Annotated in this window: 16 protein-coding genes; all 16 read left to right on the top strand. The window is 55.3% G+C overall.

The window, feature by feature from the left end; translation table 11 throughout:
• Positions 1-642: 642 nt before the first annotated feature.
• Positions 643-1197 (top strand): DNA-binding protein, encoded by a 555-nt coding sequence (locus B5E42_RS18730; RefSeq protein WP_141242461.1) that lies wholly within the window; start codon positions 643-645, stop codon positions 1195-1197.
• Positions 1198-1367: 170 nt separating this feature from the next.
• Complete coding sequence (locus B5E42_RS05185) at positions 1368-2036, top strand: hypothetical protein (protein ID WP_087237316.1); 669 nt, start codon at positions 1368-1370, stop codon at positions 2034-2036.
• A 109-nt stretch (positions 2037-2145) separates the two neighbouring features.
• On the top strand, positions 2146-3192 hold the full coding sequence (locus B5E42_RS19505; RefSeq protein WP_242967024.1) for a hypothetical protein: 1047 nt from the start codon (positions 2146-2148) through the stop codon (positions 3190-3192).
• A gap of 1 nt (position 3193) precedes the next feature.
• The gene (locus B5E42_RS05175) at positions 3194-4168 is read left to right on the top strand and encodes a DUF4314 domain-containing protein (RefSeq protein WP_087237314.1); all 975 of its coding nucleotides are present in this window, start codon (positions 3194-3196) and stop codon (positions 4166-4168) included.
• A gap of 18 nt (positions 4169-4186) precedes the next feature.
• Positions 4187-4660 (top strand): DUF4313 domain-containing protein, encoded by a 474-nt coding sequence (locus B5E42_RS05170; RefSeq protein ID WP_087237312.1) that lies wholly within the window; start codon positions 4187-4189, stop codon positions 4658-4660.
• A gap of 81 nt (positions 4661-4741) precedes the next feature.
• Positions 4742-5305: an antirestriction protein ArdA gene (locus B5E42_RS05165; RefSeq protein WP_141242459.1), complete on the top strand. Its 564-nt coding sequence runs from the start codon at positions 4742-4744 to the stop codon at positions 5303-5305.
• The gene (locus B5E42_RS05160; protein ID WP_087237308.1) at positions 5302-6330 is read left to right on the top strand and encodes a hypothetical protein; all 1029 of its coding nucleotides are present in this window, start codon (positions 5302-5304) and stop codon (positions 6328-6330) included. The genes B5E42_RS05165 and B5E42_RS05160 overlap by 4 nt, the downstream gene beginning before the upstream one ends.
• Positions 6331-6431: 101 nt before the next feature.
• Positions 6432-6734, top strand: coding sequence for a hypothetical protein (locus tag B5E42_RS05155; RefSeq protein WP_087237306.1), 303 nt, complete (start codon positions 6432-6434; stop codon positions 6732-6734).
• Positions 6735-6764: 30 nt separating this feature from the next.
• The gene (locus B5E42_RS05150; RefSeq protein ID WP_087237304.1) at positions 6765-7706 is read left to right on the top strand and encodes a DNA adenine methylase; all 942 of its coding nucleotides are present in this window, start codon (positions 6765-6767) and stop codon (positions 7704-7706) included.
• A gap of 27 nt (positions 7707-7733) precedes the next feature.
• Positions 7734-8102 carry a hypothetical protein gene (locus B5E42_RS05145; RefSeq protein WP_087237302.1) on the top strand — a complete coding sequence of 123 codons (369 nt, stop codon included), beginning with the start codon at positions 7734-7736 and terminating at the stop codon, positions 8100-8102.
• Positions 8092-8835 carry a DUF3849 domain-containing protein gene (locus B5E42_RS05140; protein ID WP_242967023.1) on the top strand — a complete coding sequence of 248 codons (744 nt, stop codon included), beginning with the start codon at positions 8092-8094 and terminating at the stop codon, positions 8833-8835. The genes B5E42_RS05145 and B5E42_RS05140 overlap by 11 nt, the downstream gene beginning before the upstream one ends.
• 1 nt (position 8836) lies before the next feature.
• On the top strand, positions 8837-9493 hold the full coding sequence (locus B5E42_RS05135; RefSeq protein WP_087237298.1) for a hypothetical protein: 657 nt from the start codon (positions 8837-8839) through the stop codon (positions 9491-9493).
• On the top strand, positions 9490-9816 hold the full coding sequence (locus B5E42_RS05130; RefSeq protein WP_087237296.1) for a SpoVG family protein: 327 nt from the start codon (positions 9490-9492) through the stop codon (positions 9814-9816). Before B5E42_RS05135 ends, B5E42_RS05130 begins: the two co-directional genes overlap by 4 nt.
• A 13-nt stretch (positions 9817-9829) precedes the next feature.
• A complete protein-coding gene (locus B5E42_RS05125) occupies positions 9830-10747 on the top strand; it encodes a cell wall anchor protein (RefSeq protein ID WP_087237294.1) in 918 nt (305 codons plus the stop codon).
• Positions 10744-11529, top strand: coding sequence for a class D sortase (locus B5E42_RS05120; RefSeq protein WP_087237292.1), 786 nt, complete (start codon positions 10744-10746; stop codon positions 11527-11529). Before B5E42_RS05125 ends, B5E42_RS05120 begins: the two co-directional genes overlap by 4 nt.
• A gap of 11 nt (positions 11530-11540) precedes the next feature.
• Positions 11541-16739 (top strand): SpaA isopeptide-forming pilin-related protein, encoded by a 5199-nt coding sequence (locus B5E42_RS05115; RefSeq protein WP_087237290.1) that lies wholly within the window; start codon positions 11541-11543, stop codon positions 16737-16739.
• Positions 16740-16744: the final 5 nt, after the last annotated feature.

Below are 16744 nucleotides of genomic sequence, written 5' to 3'. Positions count from 1 at the left end.
ATAGCCGGGGGTTGCCTTTGGCGCCACCAACCCAAAAAGAAAGGCACGACTTACGTCGTGTCTTTCTTTTTGGCGCAGCGGGAGGGATTCGAACCCTCGTGGGATTGCTCCCAAACTGATTTCGAGTGCGTAAGGGCAATACGAACCTGAAATCCGTAGAGAGACTTTAGGATCCCGCTGATCTTGAAACCACTCGCACACGCTCACGCCAAACCGTCGATCGGAACATCAAAAAAAGCGTAGATATTCCGTAGAAACGCCGATCCATGTTCTCTTAAGAATATCAGATAAACACAGTAAAATCAAGGGGTTGAGGGATTCGGCCAGGAGGCTGCCCCACACGATTTCGATTTATGTAAGCATAGTGTCGATGGATGACTTTAGGTTGAGTTGGAATCTTAAAACTCCAGCAAATCCAAAGACTCTGGCTGTCTTACGCAATCAATTTCCTGCAACCCACCACTACCCTAAATTACGGTTTTCAAGCAAAGTGTAAGAAAAAGCGTAGATGAGGGTAAAGCGATTATGCATTTGAGTCACAATAGTTTCTGCTCAACAAAAGAGTGAAATGTTAGAATAGCGAGCCTGCTGTTGACAAACGCAAAGCTGATAGAACACAACTGATTAAATAGGAGGTCCGAGATGAACAGAGATTATTCTGCTTTGTTGATTGAGTATCCTGAAATCATTAGCAAGGAGCAGGTATACCGCATCTGCCACATCAGCAAGCGAAAGGCAACTTGGCTCTTGGAAAACGGAATAATTCCGTGCAAGGATTCCGGGAAGAAAACCCGTCGCTTCCAAGTTCGTACTGTTGATGTAATAAACTACTTGTTAGCTTCAGAAAACAATCCTCAAAAGCCTGTAACACCTGTTGGCCTCTTCACCAGTACAAACAAGGAGAAAAAAACACATGCAGTTACACATATCTCCGATAAAGAGATTCAGAAAGAACTGCACACAAGTTGGAGGGGAGCACCAGATGCACTCACTACAAAGGAAATTTCACGGTTAACCGGATACAATTTACAGACAATCAACCAATGGATAAATTCAAAAAGGCTTCAATGTGTATATTGTCCGGAGGGACGCAAGGTGGCAAAGCAATGGCTCGTTCAGTTTATATCTGATTACATACATACTCATCCAGCTACACTCTCGCACAAATTAGCAACTATCATAAACAGGTTAGTTTGATGGCAAAGGATATAAATTTACTTATATCGTTCTATCACCCGTTATCTCGTCTTTCTAAAATAATTAGCATAAATAGCAGCGCCGTTTTGTTGGTCTTGATGACCATCAAAGCGGCGCCCTTTTGTTTTCCCCAAAATCAAAAAGGGCGCCAGCCCAAGGAGGTAAGTAAAGTGAACAAGGAACTATATTTTAAAGAACTGGGGATTGTCCTGAGTCGGTCTGGATTCACCGCGCTGCCGGAACAGGACGGTTTCCTCCCGGTGGAGTATGAAGGTCGGCCGTTGTGTCGGGTTGATGCAACCGGCAGCGTTTTCTATCACCAGGATAATGTGAATACTCTGGACCGGGAGGCGGCCTGCAGAAGAGTCACAGATTCGGCCACTATTGTCCAGGAATACATGACATTATTGGAGCGGGCGCCCGTCCTTCAAGCGACTGGGTTAAACGAGCCCTACAGGGCGCTGGCCGAATTCAACGGTACGGTATTGGCTGGACGACAGACAGACCACGGGGCTAAATTCGTTACCTGGGACTGGAGCTTTAACCACACCAGTCTCAACCAAGGCAACTACTATGAGGGAGATTATTCCGGAGCAAAGCAGGACTTTGCAGTCCGATCAGGGCTTGTCCCCCATGAACGGCAGTTTACTCCCGAGCAGCTCATCGAGATCTATCAGCAGTGCTCTTATGTGGCGTTTAGCTGTGCGCTATCCAGAGAACAGGAGGAGGTTATCCAGGAAATCCAGGACAGAATTCAGGACCTGGTACCGGATTGCAGGGAGCGGATTATTCAAAGTCTGGAAGAGCATGACAGCCCCGGACTGGAACCAACGATGTGACGTTGATGGCCGCAAATTCAGAACAAATACGGGGGTGATGGAAATGCAGTAGATATTTCCTGCACGGTGTGGTATGTTGTGTGCTTACCAAAGAAAGGAGGTGAAACCCATGAATCAACGCGCTGTAAGAACAAGTGAAAACGGAGTCCAGTTGAGGCCCGCTTCCCTTGAGGAGGCGGGCCTTTTCTATTCGGAACTGGACGTGGAACAGGACAAGGCACTGGGTACCGTGGGGCATGTCCGAATGGACTTCGGTCACCACGGAAAGGAATTCTGGCACACCTGGTGGCCCCACAACCAGAATCAGCTCAATATCCCGGAGTTCAAAGATGAACTTCAAACCATCGTGGATACCCTCCGGGCGGATGGACCACTGAAGGATCTGACGTCGATGCGTAGCTTCTGCGCCCAGAACGGCGGGGCTATCTCCGAGGACGGGCGCAGCTTCGGCTATGTGGTGGAGACAGACCGTTACCGCTACTGTCTGCGCTGCACCCCCAGTCCCGGTGATTACCAGGCGTACCTGTATTGCTACGACAAGCGGCAGCAGGAGCTGGCGTATCAGGAAAAGCCGGTAGGCCGGGTGACCTTTGCAGATGGCACCGAGCAGGAGTTTACAGACCCACAGCAGTATCTCCGAACCATCAGAGAGGAACTGCCGTACCGCAATACGACAGGCTTCCGACATGAAACACTCACCGACGATCCGCAGGTCAAAAAGGCCGTGGATGACATCATCCTGGACTTTGCTGGCGAGGAAAATCCCAAGAGGGTATGTGACTATGGCCTGACGGAGAAAGGTATGCAGAGGCTCCGGAATGCAGCAGATCCCTCCCTTCCCCATACCTATGCCTGGTTTGTATTGACGGAGTGCAACACCACCCAGGAGCAGTTTTTCGGGGAACTGACATTGGAGGAGGCAATCCAGCTCTACCAGGGCAGCGATGCTCCGGAGAAACGCCTCGGCGTCACCAAGGATTCCATTGCAACTGTGGATATCGTCCACATGGCAGGCGGAAAACAGCGATTCTTTCCTGATTATCAAAAGCTGGAAAGCTTCAAGGCTGATCCGGTCATTTACGAGGCGGTGAGACGGCTGCACCAAGAACTGATACAGAACAGCTCCGCACAAAATATGAGTATGGGAGGCATGTGAAGTGACTGTGGAAAAAGAGTGGCTGGATTTTCTGCGAGATCAGTATCCCAAGGGAAGTGGTATCCGGCTGAGCGAACAGACGGACGCCCTCTCCCCTGTTCAACCAGGCAGCAGAGGGACACTGGAGCATATTGACGATGAAGGGCAGTTCCATGTCAGATGGGAGGATGGCAAGGAGACGGTCTTGGCCATCGGCAAAGATCGGTTTCAGGTTCTTCCCCCGGAACCTCAGACGTTAAAGTTCTACATGCCGCTCACAGCAACATACCGCAGCTATGATAGTTGGGGCGACCCCAGCGATCAGGGTGAAGAGATGGATGGGCGGGATCTCCGCAGATATAAGGGCAGCATCCAGGAAACCCTGGTGGAGAACAGGATGCCGCAGGAGGCAGCCCGCGGGCTGATGCACTGGTATGATAAGCAGGATGGTGTAGAGGCAAAGGTCCAGTCGGTGGTATTTGAGGTGGAAGACCGCGATGGGCAGCTCTGGGGCGTGGCAGAGTGTAAGGTAATTGGGGAGCTTCTGCCGGAGGAAAAGGAAACCCTGGCCGAATACATTTCAGGCCAAGCCTCAGATGGCTGGGGCGAGGGCTTCGAGCAGCGCCCCATCGAACTGGACGAGGGAGAGCTCTATGTCAGCCTCTGGAATGCGGGCGACTGGAGTATCCAGACAGAGGATGAGAGATTCTCGCCGGACGCACAAACACGCCTGCCAGATCTGTGCTGGTCGGTGCTGCCCAGCGACGGAACCCTGATCTGTATCAAACGGGGCGAGAGCGGATACTACGTGAGCGACTGGAATACGGACAACCCGGAGCAAAATCGCTGCCTGGCCGATTACAACAACGAAAGGCGGGGCATTACGCCTGCCCAGGAGCAAGCCATGCTCACTGGAAGTATGTGTGGATGGAATGTACCAGGAGCAGACCCCCAATGGTACAAATCACAGCAGCATGGTGGAATGACCATCAGCTGAAAAGGAGATGGAACCAACATGACACTTGAGATTACCGATATCTTTGGCAGCCGTGTGGAACTGCATCCAAGAGTGGAACTCTACTCCGTCCACGACTTCATGGGCCAGGAAATGCCCGGTCTTGCTATTGCTCTGGATGAGATTGTGGACGAGCACCATGGCGTAGAACCTTATGCGACCCTCACGGTCTCCTTCGGGGAATTCATCGGGCTGAAAAACAGTGCCTACATCGATACCAACAACTGTCGCTTTGCGCAGCAGCTTCTGAACCAAGGAATCGTAGAGGATACCGGGCTGCGGAAAAGTAGCGGCTTCTGCGAATATCCGCTCTGGACCTTCAAACAGGAATTCCTGGAGGAGATTGGAGGTGAAAACTACGCCGAGTATTCCCGGTGTTATGACGCATACATGAAGGCGGTTGAGGAGCGGCTCAGCGCCGAAGAGAACTTTGATCCTGCGGAACACACCCAGGACGGAATGACCATGCAGTGATTATTCCGTCCTATTACTTTATCAGAGCGAGGAGTGATTGCTTTGAAGAAAACCTTTTCTGTATATGTAAGTCCGCTGGAAATGGACAGCTCGCTGGGACGACTGATAGACTTGCCCATAGAGCAGGAAAAGCTGAACAGACTCCTGCTGGAGCTGAATACTGGTCAGCCACTCTACGTGGAGGTCTCGGAATACTGCGGCCGGGACTACCTGGCAGAGCATCTGCCGGAGGATATGAAGCTGACAGAGCTGAATCTGCTGGCTTGTAAACTGGCAGACCTGTCCCCGCAGCAGGATGCCGCCTTTGAGGGCCTTGTCCGCATGGATCTGGACAAGGGTATGGCAGAGCTGCCGCTGAACCGCTTGATCGACCTGGCCAGCAGTGTGGACTGTTGCCATATGGTGGCAGAGGCCGGGAATGATGAGCAGCTGGGCCATTTCTATGTGGACAACGACTTCCCCGTCCTGCCGGCCGGACTGCCAGAGGAGGTATACGAGCTGCTGGATTATGGAGCCATCGGCCGGAAAGCCAGACAAGAAGAAGGGGGCGTTTTTACCTCCGGGGGCTATGTGGTGCAGCACAGTGATCTGGATGTGAGTTACTCCCAGAGCCAGGGCGGTCCGAGCATGGAGGTGGGACTATGAGGGACAGCCTCTTCGATGCCCTGGATGGTATGGAGATGGGCAAGTCTGAGCATGACTGGTTGGAGCAGCGGTTCGGAAGCATGACCGCGAAAGAGAGACTGTTGTTTCAGGGCGCTATGCAGCTGGAGCATCCGCAGACCGTTGAGGAGACCCTCCGGGTTCTGAGGGGACTGGATCAATACCGACTCCTCTATGGTGCGGATGATGATGTAGCCCTGGGGCGGTTCGTTATGGAGCATATTCACATCCCTACTCGCCCAGCACGAGGTTATCTTGACCCGGAGATTGTGGGGACTGCCTATCGGGAAAGCGGAGACGGATGTTTTCTGGAGGGCCACTATGTGGAACGCATCAGCCCCGGCCACTCGCTCCCCGAACTGGAACCGGATGCCGTACTGCCCACGACTGGCGACTACGCCATCCGGGTCAAGTTAGCCAGCCGGAGCAACCTGGAAGGTGTCTGGGTGGGCTTCCCTGACACGGGAGAATACATGGACACCGCTCACCCGGATGAGCTGCTCCTGGGGCTGGACGCCCTGGATGCGGAGACCCTGGAGCAGTGCATTGCGGTGGATGTGGACTGTGCCCTGCCCCAGCTCACAAATATCCTCTCCCAGTATGACTCCGCCGGAGAACTGGTGCGGCACGCCATTGACTTCGGCTATGTCTGGGCGGAGCAGGGCCAGGGGGAAGCCCACTGGTTGGAGAAATGGCAGGCAGTGCTGGAGTTGGAGGACTGCCACCGGCTGGACCGGGCTCTGGATCTCTCCCAGAATCTCCACTGCTATGAATTCATCCCTCGCGGCGCAGGCCTCGCCCAATACGGCATGGAGCTGGCACAAAAGGAAGGCATACTCGGACAGGATCCGTTGCTCAACCAGTGCTTTGACTCTGTGGCTTACGCCCAGCATCATATGGCGAAGTTTGGCCTGTCTGCCACAGACCACGGCTATGTCGCCCGGAATGGGCAGGAACTCAACTATGAGTACAGTAAGCCGGAGCATGGACCGGCAATGACCATGTAACCAATCTCATATCTCACACAGGGGCCGTTTTTCCGATAGGGACAAGCGGCCCCGTTTTTTGTGCCCTTTTGGAAAAACAGGCCCGGAAAAGGAGGGAAACGATGAATCGGGAAGAGAGACTGCTGGCCTACCTGAAAGGGGCCTGCCTTGGACGGGACCGCTGTATGGGAGGAAAAGAACTGGGGCGGACACTGAATCTCAACGGCACAGAACTGCGGAAAGCGGTCAATCGTCTGCGGCAGGAGTGCGAGCCCATTGCCAGTGACCGGAACGGTTACTTCTATGCCCAGACCGCAGGGGAAGTCTATGCTACCATCCGAAATCTGAAGAAAATGCGTGCCGGGCTGGATGCGGCGATTCAGGGCTTGGAGCAAGCTCTGGACGGTTTTCCAGCGAGGAGGTGAGGGCGTATTGCCAGGTCCTTTATTCCCTGGGTGGGAGGAAAGGGCAAGCTCCTCTGGCTGATCCGAAAGCTGGCGCCGCCCTGGTATCCCCGCTTCATCGACGTGTTTGGCGGGAGCGGGACAGTAACCCTTGACCGCCCTATCCGCAAGGGTTGTCTGGAGGTCTACAACGACTACAACAGCAACCTGACCAATCTGTTCTGCTGTGTCAAGAACCGGACGATGGCCCTGCTGAAGGAACTGGGTTTTCTCCCCCTCAACTCCAGGGACGATTTCGAGGTACTTCATAAATTTTTCTCCAAGGATGAGTTTACCGACGATTACCTGGAGGAGGAGCTGGAGCTGACCCAGGTATATCTGAAACCTCCGGAACAGGAGATGATCCGGAAGCTGCTGCTGGAGCGTTCCCCGCGGGGGGACGTCCGGCGGGCGGCGGACTACTTCAAGCTGATCCGCTACAGCTTCAGCGGAGGAGGAAAGGCCTTTGCCGGAAAGCCATGTGATATCCGCCGCTTCTTCCATCTGATCTGGGAGTGCTCTCGCAGACTGGCCAATGTGGTGGTTGAGAACAAGGACTTTGAGAGCCTGATCCGGCAGTATGACCGGGAGAATGCATTTTTCTACTGTGACCCGCCCTATTACCAGGCGGAAGACTGCTACCCGGTGGATTTTCCGGTGGAAGATCACCAGCGGCTCCACGATGTACTGGTGAACTGCAAAGGGCGTGTGATGGTATCCTACAACTTCTGCCCGTTCATTCTGAATCTCTACAAGGAGTTCTACATCTTCTACACCACCCGCCCCAACAGTATGTCCCAGACGGCAGACAGCGTGTATGAGGAACTGATCATCACCAACTATGACCCGCGCAAATGGAAGCGTGATGGTCAGCAATTTACTCTGTTCCCCTTTGGGGAGGCAGAGGGAGAGGAGCGGAATTATAAGCTGATCCACGAACCTGATGCGGCATAGACGATTTTAAGACAGGAGGTATTTGCTATGCAGTTTGTAATCTATCCGGACTTAGATAAACCCGGCTTGACACTCTCCCCCCTTATCAAGGTGCTGTCCGGCCTGGTTGGAAGCGAAAAACTGATTTGTGATGTCCAAAAGGGCTGCGTCCTGCTCAGCCGAGACAAACTCTCGGTGAAAGAAGCTCTACAAATGATTGACCTATTCCAGGAAAAAATCGATTCCATGATGCTCCAGTTGGTGGACGCCAGCAATGAAATTGTGAACACCGTGGACGTTCCGGATCCGCTGGACCATGTGGACAGGGATGTTCTGGACGATCTTCTGGGCTGCGGCGCCAGTCCGGACGGCCTGCGTTTGCTTCTGGCAATGGAGGATGAAGAAATTGAAGAATGATACCTATCTCTACACCCAAGGCCTGGATACCGCCCGGCGGGAAGGCGATATCGCCCTCTGGCGGGCCAGCTATCAGGCCAACATTGCCTGCAAAAAGGCCATTGAGGAGAGTATCCGGCAGGGCTTTGACGGAATGCACCTCAAAGCAGACTGTGCCAAAGAAGTGGTGGAGGAGTTCGGTTTCAAACGGGTGAACTGGGTGCTGGCCAATACCATCCAGGAAAAGAGCTGGGATGGCCGTTTCAGACCAGACAACAAAAGTTGGGCGCAGCGCACCTTTATCCCTGACGATACGGGCCACAAAGTGGACTTCATTGTGGAGTCACACCCTGCCGTGCTGGATGGATTTGTGACCCAGTTCCGCAGGGCCTATCAGGAGCTGAACCTCTTTGGCCCGGAGCACTGTCTGTCCAATTCCTGGTCTGAGCTGGATTATCAGGGAAAGGTACTGGTACTGAGTCCTGACACTCTGCGGGAGGCCTGCTGGTCTCAAGAAAACCAACTTTGGTACGCCCATGACGGGTTTGGCTGCAGCCCCCATGCCATTGGGCGCTCCATCCGCTGTACCTGCCTGGGCGACGGTGAGACAACACGGTGGAACCGCACCGAGTTTGTGGGGGTGCTGGATGAAAAATTCCTGCCGGATTGGGCCAGTGCGAAGTTGGAGCAGCTCTTGGCACACCAATCGCAGCAACATATATCCGGCATGAATGGGATGAACATGGAGGGATAATGTGAAGGTTTTTTATTACACCATTGACGATATGTCCCTGTCGCGGAAAGGTCTGCTCCGCAAGGGATGGACCATTCAGCATTTTGACACCCTGGAGGAGGCAATCCGCTCTTATCGAAAGATTCCCCTTTCGAAGGACAAGCGACTTGGGCTGACGGACAGTATGCATGTCCTGGAGCTTGTCCGGTGTGTACCGCTCTTTTCCTTTGATACAGCGGGTGAAGATATCCTGGCCTCCGACTACCGGCAGTACCCTCTCTGGGCGGATCTGCCGGAAGCAAAGTCTGCCACACAGGACTGTATCAAACAGTTCAACCTGCGATATCAATTCTGTTCTGACGCCATCATGCCGCTCTCACGCTCGAACCGGCTTCCCAAGCACCTACGGGACAAGTATTTGTGGCTGAGCATCAACCACGACCCGGGTTCCGCCATTCGCTGGGTCTACATTGCCGGTACGGGCTGGGTCTCCTTAGAGGAATGGAAACGCCGCGCCTCCAGCCATCCCCTGGTACTCAAATTCCGGGCAGATGGGCTGACAGAGCGCGGCGATTATTGTTATCTGGAGATCGAGCCCTGGGAGTACGATCTGTTGGTTCGCCGCACCCTGGAGCGGCTTGACCAAAATACATCAACGACAGGAGGAAGAAAGAAATGAGTGCCAACAGCGCAGCAACCCCCATGGAGCTGGATGTGAGGATCTACCCCTATCGCGGGGAAGGCCCCACCGTGGCCACCGCATCTGTGACCCTGAACAACTGCTTTGCCATCCGGGATGTGCGGATCATGGAGAGCAAAAACGGGCTCTTCGTCTCAATGCCCAGCAGAAAGGTGCAGGGAGAATACCGGGATGTCTGCTTTCCCTGCACCAAGGAATTCAAGCAGCAGTTTGACCGGCAGGTGCTGGATGCCTACACCCAGACCCAAGCTCAGAACATGCAGAAGACGCAGGAAAACAATGGCCCTGCCATGACGATGTAAGGAGGAACACAAGATGAAACGAGCTCTATCCCTTTCCATTCTGGCTCTTACGTTGGCAACGATGCTGTGCCCCGCGGCCCTGGCAGCGGAACCGGTGGGTGCCGGCGCCTCTGCCCAGGTGTGCTATCCCACCTCCATCACCCGCAACGAGGACGGCACGGAGCTGAAAAAGATCTACGACCTGGGGCCGGAGGATGACCCGGCGGGCATCCCCCGCTCTGACTTTGAGCAGGATGGCTTTCACTATACCCTGACCGACCTGCTGAAGCAGGAGCTCCCGGAAAACGAAAGCCGCCAGCATACGGAGACCGTCTCCCTGCCCAGCAAGAACAAGGATATGGAATCCGTGCTGGCGCTGCTGCCCACAGAGAAGGAATTTATTACCGACGACGGCCTGTCCGGCACCCTCAGCCTGGACCTGTCCACCGTCCGGGTAGAGGTGGCCGGTTACGGCAGCTCCACCAAAGAGGTCTCTGCCACCAGAACCTACCCCAACCTGGCCAACCAGGACACCCAGTACATCCCCAAGAGCATCCAAGAGGACGGGCGCACCCTGACCCTCCAGACCATCAACTGGCAGACGGACAACACGGCCAGTATGGACGGCTACGCTCTGGGGGATCGATTTACCGCTGTGGCCACCTACACCGGTACCGCCACCAGCAGCTATGTGAAGGGCTATACGGTGACGGCAGACTACACTGGCACGGTCAGCCGGATCGCCCTGAACAAAGTGCGCTATGTGGCCATCTTTGAGGGAACGCCACTGGAACCCATCCTGCCGGCAGAAACGGAGGACTCCGCGCCTGCCCAGTTCAACTGGCTGCCCATTGCGGTGCCCTTTGGCGTCGTGGCCCTGGCCGGCGTAGGGATCGGGGCAGCTCTGTTTATGAGACGCCGCCAGGAGACGACAGAGGAGGATGACCAATGAAAAAGCTGATAACCACCTGCCTGACCATCTGCCTGTCCGCGGCCCTGGCCCTGCCCGCCAGTGCCTTGGATTACAGTATTGATGCCCCCGGAGACCCGGACTATGGTTCTCCCACCTCTATCGAAGTGATCTACACGGCGGACGGTGGAGCGATGAAGAATGAGGATGTGAGCAAAAACGCGGCGCTGATCCCGCCCACCTTCGGCAGTCTCAGTGCGGACGCCCTTGGGACGGGCACCTATCTGACCCCCGATCTGGCCCCCGGCGGCATGGCTGTTGGGACGATCACCGGCGGCAATATGCCCGTTATCTTCCCGCCTGCCTCAGATGCAGCAAGCGGCAGTTCCGGGGAAGCCAGCACCACCGTTGGGTATACCTATGTGACCGATGACCTCTACTATTCCGGCGGCTATCTGGCCACGCTGAAGATCCCCTCCATCGGGGTGAATGTGAAGGTATACGAGGGTACCGGCACCACACCTCTGGCCAAGGGCGCCGGGCATTTTACGGATACCAGCATCTGGGATGGCAACGTGTGTATTGCGGCCCACAACCGCGGCGCACACGCGCAGTTTGGGAAGATCCACACGCTCTCCGCTGGTGACAGAGTGACTCTGACCACTAAGCTGGGCACCCGCACCTACGAAGTGACCAGTGTCAGCAAGATCCTGGAGACGGATACCAGCGGCTTGACCGCTACCACAGGGAACCAGATCACCCTGTACACCTGTGTCGCAAACCAGCCCGCCTACCGCTGGATGGTGCGGGCAGTAGAAATCTAGGAGGGATGGAAATGAAACGACTGCTTTCTATGCTTTTGGCCCTGGTGCTTGCCCTGGGCCTGCTGCCGGCCGGCGCCTTTGCCGCCTCATCGGAGGAAGAAGCTTTGGGTGAGATCAACATCTTCAACGGCGGCTACCGCATGAACTATCTGGCGATGAATGGCCAGGTACAGTCTCAGAATTATGTCTATTACCTGTTTGACACCGGCAGCGGCACCAAGGAAATCCCGGCATACTGTGTGACGCCCAATCAGCCTGGTGTCCAGAAGGTTGTGGAGGAAGGCGAAAGCATCCGCTACCTGGCAGAGGAAAAAAGCAGCGATCCCAAGGTGGTGGGCATTGTGGCCAGCGGCTACCCCACCCGCCCCTTGTCCGAACTGGGCCTGGAAAACAAATACCAGGGCTTTTACGCCACCAAAATGGCGCTGTGGAGCTATCTCATCAGCGACTGGGATATCAACAAGCTCACGGTAAATCCCAACCTGTCCGGGGATGAGGCAGAGCGGGCAAAGAAGATCCTGGCGGCAGCCAAGGACATCTATGCCCAGGGTACCGCCTGGAACGACACGAAAAGCCCGGAGGTAACCTGCACGCCGGATCGTGACACCGCCTACGAGGTCACCATTGACGGCAAGCAGTACAAGCAGCAGGAGTTCACTGTTTGGTCCAAGACCTGGGTGAACAACTATGCCATCAACATCGCCTTCACTGACCCCGCAAGCGTCCCCGCCGGCACCCGCATTGTAGACGAAAATAACCAGGACATCACGTCTATCAAGGCGGAGTGGATGAACAACGGCCACGGCGGGATCTTCAAGGTACTGTATCCGGTGGAGAGCATCCAGGGCCAGGCAGGCAGCGTCCAGCTCTCCCTGAACTGCGAGGTGTATGCATACGCTGTGTTCTTTGCCAGCTGCCTGGAGAAAGACGAGTACGGCAACCTGCAGAACTATGTGGTGGATACCGACCCCACCACAACGCTGAACTTCAACGCCATCAGCAGCTATGCGGATACGCCGGAGAAAGATCCTCCGGATACGGGCCTCCGCATCCTGAAGTACGAGACCGGGACGGAGATCCCCCTCAGCGGCGCCCGTTTTGAGGTCATTGGCCCGGACGGCGATTCCCTTGGCGTATTTATTACCCAGGATGACGGACGCATTGAAATCCCCCTGACCATTTGCGGCAATTACACCGTCATTGAACGGGACGCGCCGGCAAACCATATCATCAGCGAGCAGCCTGCCCAGAATGTCACCGTGGTCTACAATGAAGTAGCCGAGGTGGCATTTTTTAATGATCCGTATGGCTCCCTCCGCATTGAGAAGCGGTCTGACACCGGCGAGTATCTGCCCGGCGCGGTCATTACCATTGAGCACATTGAGTCTGGCCTGACCTTCACTCAGGAGACTGGCCCCGCCGGTGTAGCAGTGTTTGGAGAGATTCCCTTGGGCGCATACCGAATCCAGGAGCAGACCGCCCCCGAAGGGTGGCTGAAGGATGACACCATCTACACTGCCACCGTGGTGGCCGGGGAGACAACTACCCTTCCCATTATCAACAAGGAGCTCCCGGGCCTGCGCATCGTAAAGTATGACCGCAAAAACTATATGGTCATGGCCGATGTCTATTTCGCCATCTACCGGGACGGCGACTACCTGGGCAACTTCAAGACCAATGAATTCGGGGAAATCCTGCTTACCGATCTGGAGCCCGGCACCTACCGGGCGTTTGAGGTGGACACCGGAAACGAGGGCTATATCCTGGACACCACGCCCCAGGAGGTGGAGCTGAAGGCGGGTGACGGCATTAGGGAGCTGGTCTTTTTCAATGACATGAAACCGGGGATGCGGTTGATTAAGGTGGACTCCGCCGACCCCTCCAAAGTGATTTCCAACGCAGTCTTTGAAATCGAGGCAGTAGATGGGAGCTTTGGGCCGGAGGAATTTACCACCAATGAAAGCGGAGAAATCGACCTGTCTCATTTGCCTGCCGGGGTCTTCCAGGTAACTGAGAAGGCATGTGAGGGATACGTCATCGACGATGCCCAGCGCATCATCAATCTGAAGCCCAATGAGGATGCGCAGTTCATTTTCACCAATACGGTCAGGCCCTCCCTTCAGCTGATCAAGCTCAGCGCAGACGGTTCTCGGCTGGCGGGTGTTACCTTCCGCATCGCAAAGATTGAAGATGGCAGCCATTACCTTGACCGCACCACCAACGATCGGGGTGAGGTCTTAATCTCGGACCTGGAGCCTGGGGTATACTCCGTAAAAGAGCAGTCCACTTTGGAAAACCACATTTTGGATCCCAAGGAGTATCATGTGGAACTGTTCCCCGGGCGGACCAGCACGATCACCCTGACCAATGAAAAACGCCCCAATTTGATCATCCATAAGCGGGACGCGGACAGCGGACAGCCGGTCCCCCATACCGTCTTTCTCGTGAAGGGTGCAGATGGTCATTCCATTGCCGAGGCGGAAACCGATGAAAACGGCATCGCAGTGGTGGAAAATCTGCTGCCCGGCGTGGTAGAGGTCGTCGAAAAGTCGGTGCCGGAGCCCTATCTGCTGGCGGAGGAATCCCAGCTGGTTACGCTCTATCCCAACAGGGATCGGGACGTATACTTTGAGAATCATAAGCGGCCCACCATCGAGATCATCAAGGAAAACGAGATCACCCATGATCCGCTCTCCAATGTCCCCGTGCAGGTCTGGTACGCCAGCAACAACACATCCACCGGAGAGTACAACGACCTTGGCGTGTTCTACACGGATGAAGAGGGACGCATCGTGCTCAGTGATCCGGACATTTCCCTCCGGGACGGCTGGTTCCGGATCGAGGAACTGGAGGCGCCGAAGGGGTTCAGCCTGACGGAATCCAGCAAGCAGGAGGCATTCATCGCGGCCGGCGAGGGACACACCTTCCGCATCTACAACCGGCCCAACTCCGCTATCGTCGTGTGGAAGTATGACAGTGTCCACCCGGAGCAGGCCATTGAGGGCGCGGTGTTCCAGGTGCGGTATCTCTCGGGTAACACCAGCGGCACCGGCGGCACGGTCATCGGCACCTACCGCACCTCGGCCAACGGCTCCTTCACCGTCACGGGCTGTAAACCGGGCACTTATATCATCGAGGAACTCTCCAGCGATGGCACCCACGTCATCGACACTCCGCCCCAGACAGTCTATCTGTCCGGCGAGGAGCAGGAGGTCGTACAGGTTTATTTCGGCAATAGCCCCAAGGGCTCCTTGCTCATCAAAAAGGTTTCCAGTGCGGACAATAGCCCCATTTCCGATGTGCAGTTCTTCGTGACCGAGAGTGATGGCACTGTGGTCGGCAACAGCAATGGCTACTTCACCACCGATTCGGCAGGCACCATCCTCATTGATAACATCGATCCCGGCACCACACTGGTCGCAAAGGAGGTCAAAGCAAAAGAGGGCTTCCTCCTGGATGACACCCCCCAGACCGCCCAGATCAAGGCCGGCCAGACCACGACATTGGAATTTCGGAACAAACCGATGGGCAATCTGGTAATTGAAAAGTGGGGACGGAACGGCTCTACGGAAGTCCCCCTGGAGGGCGTCAAATTTGAGATTAAGTACGCCAATGGGCAGTATGTGGACGCCGCAGGAGGCACGTTGTCCAGCAATGGTATCTATTATTCTGACTCCACAGGAAAGGTCATCCTGTCCGGGATCTCTGGAACTGTAGTAGTGACTGAACTTGAGAGTGTGCCTGGGTACACCGTCAACCCGGATAGCCAGAGCCAGACCGTCACTATTAACCCCAATGACACCCAGACGATCCGATTTTATAACAATGCTGTGGGCGGCGTGGAGATCATCAAGGTGGATGAGGCGGACAAGACCCAGCGGCTGGCTAACGCAACCTTTGAGATCCGCAAAATGGATGATGCCTTGGTGGATACCGTGACTGTCGATCAGAATGGCCGAGCGTTCCTTCCCCTGGAGGATGGCGCTTATTATGCGTTGGAGGTCACAGCTCCGGAGGGCTATAAGCTGGATGATACCCCTCACTACTTCGAGGTGAAGGACGGTAAGACCAGCAAACTGACGATCACCAACCGGGCACTTTCAGGTATCCTCATCCATAAGACAGACGAAAGCACAGGAGAAGGCATCTACGGGGTGAGTTTCCTGCTCTACGACAGCAGCAACACCCCCATAGGCCAGTACACCTCGGACGATCGGGGCTATGTCTATATCGAGGATCTGGAGGCGGGCCGCTATTATTTGCGGGAGCTGGAGAACGAGGGCTATGTCCCGGATACCCAGAAGAAAACCGTCTATGTCAAGTCCGGGGAAACCACCGAGGTGGAATGGGAAAACACGCCCATTACCGGACAGATTCAGATCACCAAGACTTCTGCGGATTACAACAGCATGAATGGCTGGCCCGCAGGGACGCCCATTCCCAACACCGTTTTTGAGATCTACAATGACCGGACCGGGAAGCTGGTAGATACCATCAAAACGGACCGGAACGGTGTGGCGGTCTCCAAGCCCCTGCCCCTGGGCCGGTACAAAATCGTGGAAGCCCAGGCAGCGGAGTTTTATGGACTGGACAAGACCCCTATCCAGGTGGAGCTGGAGTTTGCCGGTCAGATCGTCAAGACTGCCATGACCAACAAGAGCCTCTATACCAATGTCAGCATCAAGAAGACAGGGTACGTGGAGGTTATGCCCGGCCAATCTATCCGCTATGACTTCAGCGGGATCGCCAACAACTCCACCACCAGCCTGACCTCCTTCTATTGGCGGGATACCCTGCCCACTCAGGCGATACGGCTGGATAAGATCATCACCGGCACCTACAATGTAAACGGCAGTTACAAGGTGGTCTACCAGACCAACCTGAGCGGCGGCACCTGGCGCACCATGTACGATAACCTACTCACCAGACAGAACTACACGCTGGATGCCTCTCCCGCCGCACTGGGGCTGGCCTCCAACGAGTATGTGACGGCGTTCATGGTGTCCTTCGGTGTGGTGCCCGCCAACTTCCGGCAGGTGGAGGCCCCGCAGGTCTACTGCACTGTCGTCTCCCAGCTCGCCAGTGGAACTCAGTTCACCAATCAGGCGGATGTGGGCGGCGTCTATGACGGACAGTGGATCATGGCCACCAGCCGGTGGGTCACCAGGGTCTACAAGCCTTCCCAGCCTCTGCCCCGAACCGGATATTGAGAACC

Origin of the sequence: Flavonifractor sp. An10, assembly GCF_002161215.1 — a bacterium.
Lineage (GTDB): Bacteria > Bacillota > Clostridia > Oscillospirales > Oscillospiraceae > Flavonifractor > Flavonifractor avistercoris.
This window is presented reverse-complemented; position numbering and strand designations above follow the sequence as displayed.

Coding starts and splice junctions, on each gene's coding strand:
- B5E42_RS05170 (WP_087237312.1), top strand. CDS start 4,187: ATGACACTTGAGATTACCGATATCTTTGGCAGCCGTGTGGAACTGCAT.
- B5E42_RS05165 (WP_141242459.1), top strand. CDS start 4,742: ATGGACAGCTCGCTGGGACGACTGATAGACTTGCCCATAGAGCAGGAA.
- B5E42_RS05125 (WP_087237294.1), top strand. CDS start 9,830: ATGAAACGAGCTCTATCCCTTTCCATTCTGGCTCTTACGTTGGCAACG.
- B5E42_RS05120 (WP_087237292.1), top strand. CDS start 10,744: ATGAAAAAGCTGATAACCACCTGCCTGACCATCTGCCTGTCCGCGGCC.
- B5E42_RS18730 (WP_141242461.1), top strand. CDS start 643: ATGAACAGAGATTATTCTGCTTTGTTGATTGAGTATCCTGAAATCATT.
- B5E42_RS05160 (WP_087237308.1), top strand. CDS start 5,302: ATGAGGGACAGCCTCTTCGATGCCCTGGATGGTATGGAGATGGGCAAG.
- B5E42_RS05130 (WP_087237296.1), top strand. CDS start 9,490: ATGAGTGCCAACAGCGCAGCAACCCCCATGGAGCTGGATGTGAGGATC.
- B5E42_RS19505 (WP_242967024.1), top strand. CDS start 2,146: ATGAATCAACGCGCTGTAAGAACAAGTGAAAACGGAGTCCAGTTGAGG.
- B5E42_RS05115 (WP_087237290.1), top strand. CDS start 11,541: ATGAAACGACTGCTTTCTATGCTTTTGGCCCTGGTGCTTGCCCTGGGC.
- B5E42_RS05155 (WP_087237306.1), top strand. CDS start 6,432: ATGAATCGGGAAGAGAGACTGCTGGCCTACCTGAAAGGGGCCTGCCTT.
- B5E42_RS05145 (WP_087237302.1), top strand. CDS start 7,734: ATGCAGTTTGTAATCTATCCGGACTTAGATAAACCCGGCTTGACACTC.